This is a genomic window from Streptomyces sp. NPDC003016 (assembly GCF_053591455.1).
Genome location: NZ_JBSFTV010000012.1, coordinates 73,002 through 86,790, shown reverse-complemented (window position 1 = coordinate 86,790; position 13,789 = coordinate 73,002). Strand labels below are relative to the sequence as shown.

General features: G+C 71.4%; 12 protein-coding genes and 3 pseudogenes. 7 read left to right on the top strand and 8 right to left on the bottom strand.

The window, feature by feature from the left end:
- Positions 1-793: 793 nt before the first annotated feature.
- Positions 794-1,909 carry an AI-2E family transporter gene (locus ACWDZ4_RS12870; RefSeq protein WP_451508427.1) on the bottom strand — a complete coding sequence of 372 codons (1,116 nt, stop codon included), beginning with the start codon at positions 1,907-1,909 and terminating at the stop codon, positions 794-796.
- 96 nt (positions 1,910-2,005) lie between these two features.
- Here ACWDZ4_RS12870 and ACWDZ4_RS12865 point away from each other — a divergent pair, with 96 nt between their 5' ends.
- A complete protein-coding gene (locus tag ACWDZ4_RS12865) occupies positions 2,006-2,272 on the top strand; it encodes a hypothetical protein (protein WP_451508426.1) in 267 nt (88 codons plus the stop codon).
- Positions 2,273-2,281: 9 nt separating this feature from the next.
- Here the strand turns inward: ACWDZ4_RS12865 and ACWDZ4_RS12860 are convergent, their stop codons facing one another.
- Together ACWDZ4_RS12860 and ACWDZ4_RS12855 are read right to left on the bottom strand one after the other, a co-directional pair.
- Entirely contained in the window at positions 2,282-5,068 is a 2,787-nt protein-coding gene (locus tag ACWDZ4_RS12860) for an alpha/beta hydrolase family protein (RefSeq protein WP_451508425.1), read from the bottom strand.
- Between the two features lie 173 nt (positions 5,069-5,241).
- The gene (locus ACWDZ4_RS12855) at positions 5,242-6,129 is read right to left on the bottom strand and encodes a glycoside hydrolase family 19 protein (RefSeq protein ID WP_451508506.1); all 888 of its coding nucleotides are present in this window, start codon (positions 6,127-6,129) and stop codon (positions 5,242-5,244) included.
- 303 nt (positions 6,130-6,432) lie between these two features.
- Here ACWDZ4_RS12855 and ACWDZ4_RS12850 point away from each other — a divergent pair.
- Positions 6,433-6,731 (top strand): annotated as a pseudogene (locus tag ACWDZ4_RS12850) (AraC family transcriptional regulator); the annotation flags it as partial.
- A gap of 59 nt (positions 6,732-6,790) precedes the next feature.
- Here ACWDZ4_RS12850 and ACWDZ4_RS12845 read toward each other — a convergent pair.
- Entirely contained in the window at positions 6,791-7,405 is a 615-nt protein-coding gene (locus ACWDZ4_RS12845; protein WP_451508424.1) for a VanZ family protein, read from the bottom strand.
- Positions 7,406-7,578: 173 nt separating this feature from the next.
- Here ACWDZ4_RS12845 and ACWDZ4_RS12840 point away from each other — a divergent pair, with 173 nt between their 5' ends.
- Both ACWDZ4_RS12840 and ACWDZ4_RS12835 read left to right on the top strand, forming a co-directional pair.
- Entirely contained in the window at positions 7,579-8,901 is a 1,323-nt protein-coding gene (locus tag ACWDZ4_RS12840; protein ID WP_451508423.1) for a sensor histidine kinase, read from the top strand.
- Positions 8,898-9,551 carry a response regulator transcription factor gene (locus ACWDZ4_RS12835; protein WP_451508422.1) on the top strand — a complete coding sequence of 218 codons (654 nt, stop codon included), beginning with the start codon at positions 8,898-8,900 and terminating at the stop codon, positions 9,549-9,551. Before ACWDZ4_RS12840 ends, ACWDZ4_RS12835 begins: the two co-directional genes overlap by 4 nt.
- Positions 9,552-10,002: 451 nt before the next feature.
- Here the strand turns inward: ACWDZ4_RS12835 and ACWDZ4_RS12830 are convergent.
- Positions 10,003-10,297 (bottom strand): annotated as a pseudogene (locus ACWDZ4_RS12830) (sporulation protein); the annotation flags it as partial.
- 190 nt (positions 10,298-10,487) lie between these two features.
- Between ACWDZ4_RS12830 and ACWDZ4_RS12825 the strand changes: the two are divergent.
- On the top strand, positions 10,488-10,844 hold the full coding sequence (locus ACWDZ4_RS12825) for a group II intron reverse transcriptase/maturase (RefSeq protein WP_451508421.1): 357 nt from the start codon (positions 10,488-10,490) through the stop codon (positions 10,842-10,844).
- Between the two features lie 245 nt (positions 10,845-11,089).
- On the opposite strand, the pseudogene ACWDZ4_RS12820 reads toward ACWDZ4_RS12825, so the two are convergent.
- A pseudogene (locus ACWDZ4_RS12820) lies at positions 11,090-11,638 on the bottom strand (IS701 family transposase); the annotation flags it as partial.
- A gap of 7 nt (positions 11,639-11,645) precedes the next feature.
- On the bottom strand, positions 11,646-11,840 hold the full coding sequence (locus ACWDZ4_RS12815; protein ID WP_451508420.1) for a hypothetical protein: 195 nt from the start codon (positions 11,838-11,840) through the stop codon (positions 11,646-11,648).
- A 337-nt stretch (positions 11,841-12,177) separates the two neighbouring features.
- Between ACWDZ4_RS12815 and ACWDZ4_RS12810 the strand changes: the two genes are divergently transcribed.
- Positions 12,178-12,432, top strand: a complete 255-nt coding sequence (locus ACWDZ4_RS12810) for a hypothetical protein (RefSeq protein ID WP_451508419.1) — start codon at positions 12,178-12,180, stop codon at positions 12,430-12,432.
- Positions 12,429-12,803 (top strand): PIN domain-containing protein, encoded by a 375-nt coding sequence (locus ACWDZ4_RS12805; protein WP_451508418.1) that lies wholly within the window; start codon positions 12,429-12,431, stop codon positions 12,801-12,803. Before ACWDZ4_RS12810 ends, ACWDZ4_RS12805 begins: the two co-directional genes overlap by 4 nt.
- 201 nt (positions 12,804-13,004) lie before the next feature.
- On the opposite strand, the gene ACWDZ4_RS12800 is transcribed toward ACWDZ4_RS12805, so the two are convergent.
- Positions 13,005-13,583, bottom strand: a complete 579-nt coding sequence (locus tag ACWDZ4_RS12800) for a TetR/AcrR family transcriptional regulator (protein WP_451508417.1) — start codon at positions 13,581-13,583, stop codon at positions 13,005-13,007.
- Positions 13,584-13,789: the final 206 nt, after the last annotated feature.

The following is a 13,789-nucleotide window of genomic DNA, read 5'->3' as shown; positions in this document are numbered from 1 at the left end:
GTGGGACCAGTCGCCGGGGGAGCCCGGGGGAGAGGGAGGCTCTGCGCGACTGTGACGGCCGCGCGACTCAGCCATGAAGAGGCCGCCGGGTGGGCTGGCCGGCCATCGGGGTGACCACCGATTTCCCCGGCCGGACAGCGCGTGTGGGGCTCTTCGCGTCGGCCAGGAGGCGCCCCGAGGAGACCGGTGAAATTGCATTCGTCATGATCCGTCCAACGGAACATGCATTAGGCGGGATGCGGGGCAAATGGGTGGCTGCCTTGTCGCATATGGAGTAATTCGGCCTAATGATTTATCGGTTCTGCAAGTGCTGAGCTATACGGGCCGCGCCCCGAACCGGGGCGTACGCAGATCACGTACAACGGTGTCAGCCTGCGGGGAACGTCTTCCTTCCCTGGTGACCAGGGAAGGAAGACGCGGACGGTCATGCCGTCGGCGCCGGCAACGGCCTGCTCCGCGAGCGTGTTGATGAGGCGCCGGCCATCGTGGCCTGCGGACTGAGGCTGAAAGGCCCGGAGGCGGACGTGAACGCGTTCGAGGCGAGTGCGGTGACGACGAGCGGTGCTCCGCCGAAGTGCCCGGTCTGCGCGGGCGGCGCCCCCCGCGGTCGGCAGGCCGGCGTACGAGCGTGAACACGACTGCCGCCGGCTCCTGTACCGGCTCTGCGGCGCCCGCGCCGGGTCTTTGCCGGCCGATCGGGGCAAGCGCAGTCTGCGACCGCCCGGGGAAGCCCGGGGATGAACGGCGCGGTTACGGCAATCCCGCTCGGTCGCGCCGTGGCCGGGGCGAGGAGCTACGACGGGACGGCCGCGCCGGTGGGGGACTCGCCGGCCTCCGGCTCCTGCGGAGGGTCGCTGAGCTGCTCGCGCAGATAGTTCCAGACCACCGCGATCAGCGCGGCCACCGGTACGGCGAGCAGGCTGCCCACGACGCCGGCCAGACTGGCGCCCAACGTCACGGCGAGCAGGACCACCGCCGCATGCAGGCCGAGCCCGCGGCTTTGGATCATGGGCTGGAACACGTTGCCCTCGAGCTGCTGCACCACGACGATGATCGCCAGCACGATCAGTGCGTCTGTCAGGCCGTTCGACACCAACGCGATGAGCACCGCGACCAAGCCGGCGAACAGGGCGCCCACGATCGGCACGAACGCGGACACGAAGGTCAGCACCGCCAGCGGGAGCACCAGCGGTACCTCCAGAATCCACAGGCCGAGACCGATGAGGACGGCGTCGAGCAGGCCGACGAATGCCTGGGAACGCACGAACGCGCCCAGGGTGTCCCAACCGCGCGCGGCCACGACCGGGACGTCGGTGGCGAGCCGGCCGGGGAGCTGACGGGTGAGCCACGGGAGGAACCGCGGGCCGTCCTTGAGGAAGAAGAACATCAGGAAGAGCGCCAGGACGGCAGTGACCACGCCGTTGAACACGGTGCTCACTCCCGTGACGACAGTGGTGACCATGCTGCCGATGCTGTCCTGGATGCGGGCGATCGCGGTGTCGAAGGCACGCGTGATCTGGTCGTCGCCGATGTTCAACGGCGGCCCGGCGGCCCACTCGCGGAGCTTCTGGATGCCTTCGACCACGCCGTCGGCCAGCTCGCCGGACTGGGACGCCACCGGCACCGCGATCAGCGCCACGATGCCCGTGGCGACCAGGAGGAACAGTACGGTCACAGCCGACGCGGCCAGGGCGGGGCGCCACCCGTGCCGGCGCAGGAAACGAGCCAGGGGCCAGGTCAGCGTGGTGAGGAGCAGGCCCACTATGAGCGGCCAGACCACCGACCACATCCGGCCCATGATCCACAGAGCCACCGCAGTCATCACAAGGACCAGCAGCAACTCAACGGAGACGCGTGCCGATGTTCGGAGCGCGGTGGCGGTTTTTTGGGAACTCAACGTGGCAGACATGGGGTCACCCTATTGATGTTCCGGGCGCACCTCGGTACCGGTGCCGGTCATGAGCAGTCCGGCGGATCTCGCCGGTCGGCCGGCGGACGCCAGGAGTTGGCGGCCCCCGACGCGACGGCGGCAGTGGCAGCACCGGGCGACGAGCCGTACCTCGTCGGCAAAGCCCGGCAGTGGCCGTGCCCGGCGCGTCGGGCAGACGGCATCACACTGTGCCTGAGCGAACCGGCGGCGAACGCGCTGGTGTACGACGGCGTACCGCCGGGGCGCGGACTGCCGCTGGTGGTGGCCGCGTTGGCCGGCACCCGGGGTGCCGGCCGACGCGGCCCGGGCAAGGCGGTGTGGTGCGGGTTCACCCTGCCGTGAGACGCGGGGCTACGGGGCGTCGAGCACCGTGCCGGTCAGGACCGGGCCGTGCGGCTCGCCCTCGTCGTCGGTGTGCTGGAGGCCGACGTACTCGGTCTGCTCGGCCACCTGGTCGCGGATCGTGGGTACGGTCACCTCCGCCCCGGTCTGTCCGGCGGGCACCGATGCCCACACGTAGGCGTAGTCCAGCCGGGACAGCGGGACCTCGCCGTCGGGTACCTCACCGGTCAGGTCCAGGAGCCACTGCGGGTCGACGTCCTTGGTGGACAGCTCGGGGCGGCCCGGGACGGGCACGATCCGGAGCGTCTTCGTCATCTCCACGTCGGCGGGCGCGGAGAGGGAGACCCGCCAGGTCAGCGGCTGCCCCTCGGTCACCTTGCCGACGACCGGCTCCACGGTGATCTCGGGCATCGGGTCGTCGTTCTCGGTGGTGACCCCGCCCGTGTGCGAGCCGACGACCGAGCCCCGGACCGCCTTGACGAGCACGTCGTGGGACACGTCCCAGGAGTACCGCTTGTCGCCCTTCACTTTCACCCGCACGTCGATGGTGCTGCGGCCGGGCCGGACCGTCACCAGGCGGTCTTCCGCCGTGCCGGTGACGGGGTCCAGGACGTACAGCCGTACCGTGCCGCTGCCCTTGCCGGACACCCGCACGGGCACGTGGTGCGTACGGACGCCGGAGTCGCCCTCCTTGACCTTCAGGCGGCCGATGTCGACGCGGGTCAGCGCGGCTTCGCGCACCGCGGGGGTGCCGGGGTTCCACGCCCAGGCGTCCATCAGCCACGCCTGTCCGGAGCCGGTGCGCGGGGTCAGCTCCAGGGAGGCGACCCGGCGCAGGTCGAGACCGGCGCGGGTGGCCGAGGCGAGGGGTACGCGCACCTCGCGCGCCCAGTAGGAGGAGGTGCGGTCGCTGCCCGGCAGCCCGTCGACCCGGACACGACCGAGGTTCGCCCGCTTGCCGGCGGCGTCGGTGACGGACACGTCCAACTGGGTCCCGGTGGTGTTCGGAGGTACGAAGACGCGCAGCGCGAGGCTCTTGGCCCCCTTGACGGAGAGCGGCTTCTCGGGGCGCACCTTCACCGCCGAGCCCGGCGCGGACCAGCGCAGCGCCACGGCGCGGCGGCCGGTCTCGCGTTCCGGCTGCCAGTACGCGAAGTGCGGCGAGGAACCGCCCGCCTCGGTGTCCAGGCAGGAGACGTGCGGGTCGGGGTCGATCGCGGAGCACAGCCGCCCGCCGGTCACCTTCACGGGCCCGTCCGGCAGGAACCCGGCGCCGCGGTTCGCGCCGACCGCGTGGGTCAGCACCCGCGCGGGGTCGGCGGAGGGGGCCCGGCGGCCCGAGCCGTCGAGCAGCTCGCGCACCCGGTCGTCCCCGGCGACGAACAGCCGGGCGGCGGCGGCGATGTAGGTGGCGCCGGCCCGGTGCTGCTGGTCGGCGGTCAGCCGGGTGGCGGCCTTGGGCGAGCACACCGGATCCGGCTGCTCGGGGTCGTGCCAGAAATCGTCGTCGGCGGGCGCCTGGGCCCGGCCCGGAGTCCACTCGCTGTTGAAGTAGTTGTGGTTGGCGCCGACCATGTAGACCGAGCTGTGCAGGGCCCTGCCCCGGCTGACGCCGCGAGTGCCGTCGGCGTACACCTGTCCCTGCAGGTCGGAGACGTCGCCGTCGCAGCCCGGCAGGATCGTCAGCGAGGGCACGTCCGGCACCGGGTTCTGGCCGAAGACCGTCGGCCCGATGAGTACGGTACCGCGGACATGCCAGCGCACCGTGCCGCGGTAGCCGTCCTGGCCGGCCGGGGGCGGGTAGAGGCTGTCCATGGCGGCGCGGTTGACGCCCTCGCCGCCGCGCGAGTGGCCGACGAGCAGGGCGCGCGACAAGTCGGCCTTCGGGGCCTTGCGCACGGCCGCCGGGGCCGTGGCCGGCTTGGCGGCCCAGTCGGCCCAGCGGGCCAGGTGCGTCCGCACCAGCGACGAACGGGCCTGCGCGCCGCCGTCCTCCGCGTTCCAGTCCTGGCCGTTGACGCCGTTGGCGGAGATCGACACGGTCACATAGCCCTGGGAGGCCAGCAGTTTCTGGTCGCGCAGATAGCCCCGGTGGCTCGGGATCGGCTCGGCGCCCCCGGCGCAGGGCCAGTCGATGGTCACCTCGTCGCCGCCCGGTACGTAGCAGGTGGCGTGCCGGCCGTGCAGGAACAGCGCGACCGGCCGCTTGCCGGGGGCGTCCTTCGGCGCGACGACGACGCCGCGCATCTCGACCGGTGCGGGGAATCCGGGCAGGCGGACCGGGTCGAGCGCGTACTCGCCGGTGGTCGTGCGGTACGTGCCGGGTCTGCCGGGGTCGACGGAGCCCGCCGGGAGTCCGGCCGGTGACTTCGGGGCGGGTGGCTTCGCGGAACGCCGGTCGCGGGCGTCGGAGGCGGCATCGGCCCCCTGGTCCAGACGACGGCCGGCCGCCAGCACCTGAAGGCCGGTCAGCTCCGCTGTGCGCGCGTCATCGAGGGGCAGCCGGAAGGTCCGGCCGTCGTTGTCCGGCTCGGGAGCGCCGACCAGTCTGCCGTCGGCGTGGAACTCCACGCGCGCGTCGCCCGCCGGTACCGGACGCGGTGAGCGCCACTCCAGCGCGCTGTCCCCGTCACCATGGGTGATCCGCCAGCCGGGCGGCAGGTCACGGTCGTTGTCGTCCGCCGCAGTGGCGGTCCGGACGTCGGGTGGCTGCCGGGCTTGCGCCACCGCGGGCGACACCCCCGCCACCGTGAGCACCGCTATCGCGGTGGCCCATATCCTTCGGGCACGTGTCAACGGTCCCCTCCTCGACTCCGTGGTCCAGGAACCCGGTTCGCCCGGGTGCCTCTCGGTCCCGGAAGACGGGGACAAGATCTCGCGGGTTGCCTGTGGGCCGTGTGAGATGGCGCGGCCGCGGACCGGGGGACGGTGTCTCCCCGGTCCGCGGCCCGTTCAGTGGCGGCCCGGTTTCAGCAGGAGAGGTTCGAGCCGGTGGGCACGCCCAGGATCTGGGCGAACTGCTGGTACTTGCCGACCCGGCTCTGGACCTGTGCCGGGTTCTTGCCGTCGCACTCCAGCGAGCCGTTGATGGAGCGGATCGTGTGACCGAAGCCGGCCTGGTTCACCATGGCGTTGTGACCGGTCATCGTGCCCGGGCCGTTCTGGGTGTTCCAGTACCAAAGGCCCGTCTTCCAGGCCACGGCCGCCTCGTTCTGCACACGCCAGGGGTTGTTCAGCAGGTCGATGCCGAGCGCGTCGCCCGCCGCCTTGTAGTTGAAGTTCCAGCTGAGCTGGATCGGTCCGCGGCCGTAGTACGCCGCCTGGCCGGCCGGGCAGCCGTACGGTTGGCTCCAGTCGCAGTAGTGCGGGTAGTTGGCCGTGTTCTGCTCGACGACGTGGACCAGACCGCCGGTCTCATGGCTGACGTTCGCGAGGAACGCCGCTGCCTCCTGCTTCTTCACCGTGTCGCTGCCCGTGGTGGCGAAGCCGGGGTAGGCGCTGAGGGCGGTGGTGAGGCCGCTGTAGGTGTAGAACGCGTTCCGGTTCGGGAACATCTGGTGGAACTGCGACTCGCTGACCACGAAGCCGGACGGCGACGGGTTGCCGCCCCCGCCGCCGCAGTTGTACGGGTCCCAGTACCAGGTGCTGACGGTCGGGTCGTAGCCCGGGTTGTCGTGCTCGGCCACGTAGTACGCGCCGTTGTACCTGACAACGTTGCCAGTCGTGTATCTGGCGCCCTGCTGCCAGTGGGGCGCGGTGTCGCAGGGGGAGGCCGCGGACGCGGGGGGCGTCAGTACCACGGCGAGGCCGGTGGTGACGAGGATCGCCGTCAGCAGGGCCAGGAGGCGGGTTCTCAACACTCGATCACTCCTCTGAGCACAACGGCCCGGCCCGGAGCGGTAGTTGTGCTCCGGGCTCGGCCGCGGTGGGGGGCTGTGCACCCACTCAAGCGCGCTTGATGTGATCGTGTCAAGGTATAGACCAATGCGCCTTCGAGGTGAGCGGAGCCGGCAGCCCGGTCCCGCCCGAGCGGTTCTCCCGGATCGGCGCGACCGGTTCGCCCTGGCGGAGGGCAAGGCTGCTCCCGTCGGCTGCGGGAACGGCGACACCGGAGGGCTCGGCCGCATGTCCGGATGTGACAGCCGGCCGTCATCGCGGTCATGGGCGGTGGCGGCGAGGAGGGGGGCACGCCCCTTTCGCACCGTGTCGCCATCGCGGTCTTCCCCGATGCCGGTCTCCTCGACGTCACCGGCCGGGCCGAGGTCTTCGCGCTGGCCGACGGGAGGCCCCGGGCCGCGCCGGCTACCGGGTCCGCCTCGCCGGCCCGGCCGCAGGCGAGGTGCGGACGTCGGCCGGTGTGCGACTGCCGGCCGATCCGGCCTTCGACGAGGCCGGCGGGCACGTGGCACTCTGCCGGTGCCCGGGGGCCGACACGACCGACGACGGCCCCCGGGCCCGGACCGGAGAACGTGCCCGCATTCCCGTCCTCCCTGCACGTCACCCCGGCCTTCCCGTACGTCAGCCCGTGACCGGGGCAGGGGAGCGGCGCGACGGATCCGCCGCGCTGAGGGCGACGGCCGAACCGGGCAGGGCGGCGCCGCGCAGCGCACCGCCCAGCGCCTCCGTGCGGAGCGCGGCCCGCAACAGAGCCCAGCCGATCAGGCCGCCGAGCGTATTGGCGATCACGTCGTTGATGTCGACCGACCGGCCGTTGTTGAACAGGATGTACGAGAGTATCTGCGCACTCTCGATCGCCGCGCTGGCCAGTGCGGTCAGCCCGGTGACGCGCCCCGCCGAGGCGGCCCGCGACGATATGAGGGGGAGCAGCAGGCCCAGCGGGATCAGCATGATGACGTTGGGCAGGGCACTGACGTCCATGGTGAGCAGGGGGAGCCAGTTCAGCTGGTTGTACCAGGGCATCAGGTTCGCGCCTTCGCCCCAGGCGATGTTGAGCGGGAAGACCGTGATGGACAGCACCGCCACCGCGTACAGCACGACGGTGAAGCGGAGCGCCGCGTGCCGCCCGGTGTGCCCTGCCGTCCCGCGCCGCGCACGGATGGCGAGGACGGCGGTGTACGCGGCGAGCAGCGGCCCGAGCACGAGGGGGGCGCCGATCTGGAATGACACGTTCATGGGTGGGTCCTCGCAGGCTGAGCGTCGGGGGCCGTCGGGCGACGACGGGTTGACGATGACGACTCTGCCGTCGGCTACCCGCCTGCCGTATCTGCTGAAAGGCCGGTCCGCCCTCGTGCGGCTATGACTTTCGGCCGAGGCCGACCCGCCCGGTCTGCGGATATCTTCGGGGCATGCGGTGCTCGTCCCTCTCCTCCAGTCGTGCGGCGGCCCTCGCCAAGGCGGGGGGCGTCATTGCGGCCTGCGCCGTGGTGGCGGCGGTGCTGCTGGACCTGCGGATGGGCACGTTCCGGCAGCCGGTCACCGGCACCCCGCTGCTGATCTCGGCCGCCGTGGCCGCGGCCGCTCTGGTGCTGCTTCCGCGGCTGTCGGCGGCCGGCGTCGCCCGGGCGGCCTGCGGGGCGGGGGCCGTCTCGCTGGGGTGCTCGTCGGCGCTCCGCCTCCGTTCGGACGGGGCGGGTGACCTCGGCCCGGCGGCCTCGTCCGCATACGGGGCTTTTGAGCCCGTGGCCCTGCTCGTCGTCCTGCTGCTCTCCGCGCGCCGGGGTACACCCGTGGGGGCTGCGCTCGGGGTGCCCCTGCTCACCGCCGCCGTGGTGCTGCGGCCGCTGGCGATCCGGGTGCAGGAGGGCAGTACGACCGTCGCGCTCTTCCTCGCCCTGCTCGCCGGCGCCGCGCTCGCCGCAGGGCTCACCGCCCGGCTGGTGGTGGCCGCCCGGGAGCAGCGGGACGAGCGGATCCGGCTCGACCAGCGGGTGGACTTCGCCCGCGACCTGCACGACTTCGTCGCCCACCATGTGACGGGCATCGTCGTCCAGGCCCAGGGCGCCCGGGCCGTCGCGGCGAAGAACCCCGAGCTGGTGGAGCCCGCCCTGGAACTCATAGAGCGGACCGGCGCCGAGGCGCTGGAGTCCATGCGGCGGATGGTGGGCGCCCTGAGAGAGGAAGCCGGAGGCGGGGCGGGAGCCGGCGCGGGGGTTCCGTTGCCGGTGGACAGCGGGCTCGACGGGGTCCGGTCCCTGGTCGACGGCTTCGCGTACCCGGAGGTGCGTATCCGGCTCGTCGAGCGGGGGCCGCTCGACGGCATACCGGCGGAGGTGGCGAGCAGCATCCACCGGGTGGTGATGGAGGCCCTGACCAATGTGGCCAGGCACTCCCACGGCTGCGGCACGGTCGAGGTGCTGCTGACCGCCGCGCCCGGGGGAGCGGTCGACGTCGAGATCCGCGACGACGGAGACGGCCGACGCGCCCCGGGCAGCGGGAGCGGCAGGAGCGGGAATGGCTACGGCTACGGACTGCGAGGGCTGCGCGAGCGGGTCGCCCTGGCCGGCGGAACCTTCCGGGCCGGTCCTGGGGGCGGTGACGGAGGCGGGGGCGGCGACGGGGGTGGCTGGACGGTGGCGGCCTCGTTCCCCGGCGCTTCGGCCGCGTTCCACGGCGGTGCGGGTGACGGCCGTGCCACAGGGCTCCGCGCCGAGAGAGGCGGGACGGGATGACGACGATCCGGGTGCTGATCGCGGACGACCAGGCCATCGTCCGTACGGGCATGGCCATGATCCTCGCGGCCGAGGACGGCATCGAGGTCGTCGCGCAGGCCCAGGACGGCCTGGAAGCGGTCGAGCAGGTGGCCCGGCACCGTCCGGACGTCGTGCTGATGGACATCCGAATGCCCCGACTCGACGGCCTGGAGGCGCTGCGGCTGCTCACCCGCCCCGGGGTGGTTCATGTGCCGAGGGTGGTAATGGTGACGACCTTCGACGATGACGAGTACGTGCACCGCGCGCTGCGGGGCGGCGCCTGCGGCTTTCTGCTGAAGGACGCCGGGCCCCGGCTGTTGGCGGAGGCCGTACGGTCGGCGGCCCTGGGCGAGGCGCTGATCAGCCCGTCCGTCACAGTGCGGCTGCTCCAGCGGTTCACGGAACCGGCCCGGCAGCGGGCCCGGCCACCTGGCGGGGCGCTGTCCCGGCGGGAGGAGGACGTCGTCGGCCTGGTGGCCCGGGGACACACCAACGCGGAGATCGCCGCCGGGCTCCACATCAGCGCCGGTACGGTCAAGGCGCACCTCAGCAACATCCAGAGCAAGCTCGACGCCCGCAACCGGGTGGAGATCGCGGCGTGGGCGTGGGAGTCGGGCCTGGTGCGTTGAGCTGCTCACCGCCCGCCGGTCGGCTCAAGAGCCCTCGGACGGCGAAGCCAGAACGACCTCGGACTGGTGGGCTCGCACGGTGAGGTGTCGCGTACCGCTCAGCTGCTGCTCGGCCTCGCTGTGAGCGACGAGGACAGGCCCACCGATGGTGATCTGCCCCAGGGCCGGCCTTCGAACCGATCCTGCCCAGAGCAGGAACGACGCCGGACTGACTGCCGCTTCGTAGGAAGTGGCGGTCTTCTCCTGCCTGGTCGCGATGCCGCGGAATGCCTCGAGTCGGTTGAAGCGGCGTTCGACGGTGTTGCGGCGGCGGTGGGTGTCGCGGTCGAAGCCCGGCGGCCGGCCGCCTCGCCGGCCACGGTCGCGGCGGTGTTTTCGCTGGCCGTCCTTCTCGGGGACGGTGTGTGCGATCCCGCGTTTGCGCAGGCAGGTGCGGAATCCGCGAGAGCTGTAGCAGGTCCTCGGACGCCTTCAGGGACTGTGAGGCGGCTCTGGGGCCGTTCTCGCGGGCGTGAGCGCGGGCCTCGACGAGCCGGGTGAACGCCAGCACGCACGGCACAGCCTGCCCCTCGGCCCGTTCGAAGGCACCCTGAGCCATGTCCACGGCCTCGGATGCGAAGCCCCGCATCCATCTCACCGACGTCGAAGGCCGTCCAGCCGGCGAGCCGGGACAGTCCGGCGGTGACGGAGAAGAGTTCGCGGCCGATCTCATCCGAGAAGCTGCCCTGCCGCAGCGGGCCGGCCCGGTGGTCGCACGGCGAGCTCAAGTTGGGACTCTCCGAGCCCAAGACCGTGATCACCCACGCCACCAGCAGGGCGGCGCATCCTCGGCTACGAGATCAGAGTCCAGCACCCCGACACGGAGATCACCCGGAACCGTCGGGCGGTCAACGCAGCGATCGGCCTGTTCGTGCCCAAGCCGGTGCTCAGGCAGAAATGCGCGCTCTGCCTGAGCAAGGGACAGTCCGCGCACCGCGTGCACTGCTTCATGACGAGGACTCCACGATCGTCGCGAAGTACCAGGCCCAGTACCGGGGGTCGGTCCTGTACTGCCTTCTGGCCCAGGACGTGTTCCGCCTGGGCAGGCTCCGGTGGGTCATGGAGACCTCCTCGCTGAAGACGCTGGCCGGGAAGCACCGGTCGACGGTCACGAAGATGGTTCGGAAGTACATGAGCACCGTCGAGACATCCGAGGGACCGCGAACCTGTCTGACCGTCACCGTTCCACACGACCGGGGAAGGAAGCCGCTGGTCGCCCGCTTCGGCGGGATTCCGCTCAGTGGATGCACCTGATGGCAATGCGACGGCGCAAGACCCTGGTGATCTGCCGCCGCTGCCACGGGGACATCCACGCCGGACGAGGCGCCGCACCACCACGGAAGTGATCACTGGAGAGCCGGATGCCGGGCAACCGGCCCGTCCGGTTCGGGAAGGGGCCGTCGGAAAAGGACCCACACCATGGGCACCTCGTCGGCGGCCTGCTTCACTCTGCGGGAGCCCGGGGGAGAGACCCCCCGGGCGACCCGACCACTGCTTGTTCGGCGGTGCCAGGCCATCCGGTGCAGGGCGTGGCCCGGGTCCCGGACGGGCGGGGTGAGGACGCACGTCCTCAGGAGCCGGACGAGTTCGGGGCAGGTCAACGGGATGGGACGGGCCGGGCCGAAGGGGCCGGCGGGGGCCGTGGCTGCGGCGGTCAAAGCCAGGGCAGCGGACGCGATCAGGGAGAACAGCGACCACCGCATCCAGGAGTTCCAGCAGGTCACCTGCCCTTCGTCGAGGCCGGTGAAGGACTTTCCAAGCTGGAATGTCTCCTCGGTCCGCCACCGGTGGCAGATCCCCTCGACGAGCTGGGCCAGGGTGATGTCACCGGGGGCCCAGCAGCGGTAGGAAGGAGAGCTCGCCGGTGTAGTGGTGATGACGGGCGACCAGCACACTGACACCGGCCCCGTCCTCCTCATCTCCGTCCGGGGCGTCGTCGGCGCGGACGTCGGCCCAGGCCCAGCGGTGGATGCGCGGGTGCCTTTGGCGCCGTGTCCGGTGCGCATGCGCATCCACCGCTGGGACAGCACCCTGTCGATCATCCGTCGACAGGTCTCAGTCGTCCCCGCCGCCCTGCTGTGAGCGGGAATCCCGGCTCGCGCTGCGGGCCAGATCGCTGCCGAGCAGCGTCACCTTGGCCACACCACGTGCCCAGCGAGGGGCATCGCCCCGGGCCGCCCAGAAGACGCAGCCGCAGCCGCAGCCGCCGATGACGAGCAGAACGACGACCGACAGTATGAACACGAGCATGCTCCACCCCTGATTCGTGTGATGGTCCGCGCCATCCTCTCAGGCGGGCCTCACCTCCAGCAGTCTCGCGCGTGGGTCCGCCCACCGGTTCGACGGGGCGGCGAACACGTCGCGCCGGTTCAGGGCACGGTGCAACTGCTCCAGCCCGCACACCACGTACGCGTCCCGGTCGACCGCGCCCCTGCGGCAGCTCGGCGCCTGTGAACACCGCCCGCTTCCACAGTGCACTGGTTCCAGCCACACAACAGGGCCGTGACTGAATACGCACGCCCAGACCGGGGAAGCGCTTCCGACGACAGCGCTTCCCCCTGGTTCTACCGGCGGTAGAATCGAGGGCATGAGCAAGCCGACGAGTATCAAGACCAGCGAGGAAGTGCGCAACCGGCTGCGTATCCTCGCCGACGAGCGCGGCACCACCATCACCGAGCTGCTGGAAGAGCTCGCCACCCGCGAACTCACGGAAGCCGAGCGCGAGCAGCGTGCTGCCGAGGCTGCCCGTGAACTCGGCATCGAGTACACCGAGCAGGTCCGACAGGTCGGCCAGGACGCCTGGGCGAAGATCCGCGCCCATCAGGGCAGCGCCGCCGCGTGAACCTGACGGCTGTCCTGGACCACACCGCCCTGGCCGCCCTGTACCGCGCGGACCCCTTCTTCACCGGCCTCTACATCGAAGCCTCGCGCGGCACCGGCCGTGTCGTCATCCCGGCACTGTCCATTCTGGCCGCTGAGCGGCAGGTCACGGGCGCGGGCAAGCACGCGGCCTCCCTGCGGTTCGCGGAGAACGTCGCGTTCACTACAGCGCACGCGGTGGACGCGATGAGTTGGAGGAACGTGGACTGGCCGGTGGCTCACGCGGCCGCGATCGCCTGGCACGCGGTGAAGGCGGGAGAGCCCCTCACGCTCCTGTCGCTGGAACCGGAACTGTACGCGGGCACCGGCGTCACTGCGCTGAACCCCACCTGACCCAAGACCCGGGCGAAGGCGGCGCTGTTTCCCATGGAAACGGCCCCGCCTTCCGTAGTTCAACGCCTGGCGTGCGGGTACGTCCGGCGCGCGATGACCAGGTCACGCCAGCGGCCGCGGGTGTGTTGTTCACTGTCGAGCCATAGGGCTCCGCAAGCATCGACAGTCTGTTCGAGGACGGGGGCTTCTCCGAGGTGTGGCTCAGTCCTGGGGTCCTGCGCCGTGCAGCAGTGTGTCGATGACGAGTGTGGCCAGGGCGTCCGGGTCCTGTGCGGCGGGATCCTGTTCCGCACCGGGCCTGTTGAGGGCTTCGCTGAGGAGGGCGTAGTACACCTGCCGCGTCCACTCCAGGTCTGCTGTCGGGGCGAGGAGTCCCTCGTGCTGCGCCCGGGCCAGGATGTCGAGGGTGCGGGTGTTGATGTCGGCCCAGAGAGCGGCCGCGGCATCGCTGTGGGGTGTGGCGTGGCTGAGGGTGAACCGCCAGGAGGTCTTGACCCGCAGAACGTTCGCGGTCGCCCGGTGCAGCGCGACGAGCGCGGGACCGGAGTGGGGCCGGGCCTCGTCGATGGCGTCGATGAGTTGCTGCTTGGCGGAGACGGCGAGCGCCTCCAGGAGTGCCTGCCGGTTGGCGAACCGGCGGTGCACGGTGATCCGGGTCAGTCCCGCCGCTGCGGCGATCTGTTCCATGGAGGCGCCGGCATCGTCGGTGAGGACCCGCTCGGCCGCCTCCAGGATCGCGCGCACACTGCGCTCGGCGTCTGCACGCAGTGCTCGCCCCATGCCTGTCTCCGGTTCCGTCGTTCCCGCCTTGACTCTCCGTAGAGGATACGACAACGCTACGGGTAGCTTATTAATTGATGCACTCATGTTGCCTTTCTTTGAGAATCTGATACGTTTGTGAAACAGATCGGGGCTCGTCGGTCGACGAGAACGGGCAGGAGCAAGGCCGTCACCTCGGGTCCGGCGCCTGGTCCCCCGCCCCGGCA

Bases quoted from the DNA above. Each gene is read 5' to 3' on its own strand.
- ACWDZ4_RS12870 (WP_451508427.1), bottom strand. From the start codon at position 1,909: ATGTCTGCCACGTTGAGTTCCCAAAAAACCGCCACCGCGCTCCGAACA.
- ACWDZ4_RS12845 (WP_451508424.1), bottom strand. From the start codon at position 7,405: ATGAACGTGTCATTCCAGATCGGCGCCCCCCTCGTGCTCGGGCCGCTG.
- ACWDZ4_RS12840 (WP_451508423.1), top strand. From the start codon at position 7,579: ATGCGGTGCTCGTCCCTCTCCTCCAGTCGTGCGGCGGCCCTCGCCAAG.
- ACWDZ4_RS12835 (WP_451508422.1), top strand. From the start codon at position 8,898: ATGACGACGATCCGGGTGCTGATCGCGGACGACCAGGCCATCGTCCGT.
- ACWDZ4_RS12825 (WP_451508421.1), top strand. From the start codon at position 10,488: ATGCGCGCTCTGCCTGAGCAAGGGACAGTCCGCGCACCGCGTGCACTG.
- ACWDZ4_RS12815 (WP_451508420.1), bottom strand. From the start codon at position 11,840: ATGCTCGTGTTCATACTGTCGGTCGTCGTTCTGCTCGTCATCGGCGGC.
- ACWDZ4_RS12810 (WP_451508419.1), top strand. From the start codon at position 12,178: ATGAGCAAGCCGACGAGTATCAAGACCAGCGAGGAAGTGCGCAACCGG.
- ACWDZ4_RS12800 (WP_451508417.1), bottom strand. From the start codon at position 13,583: ATGGGGCGAGCACTGCGTGCAGACGCCGAGCGCAGTGTGCGCGCGATC.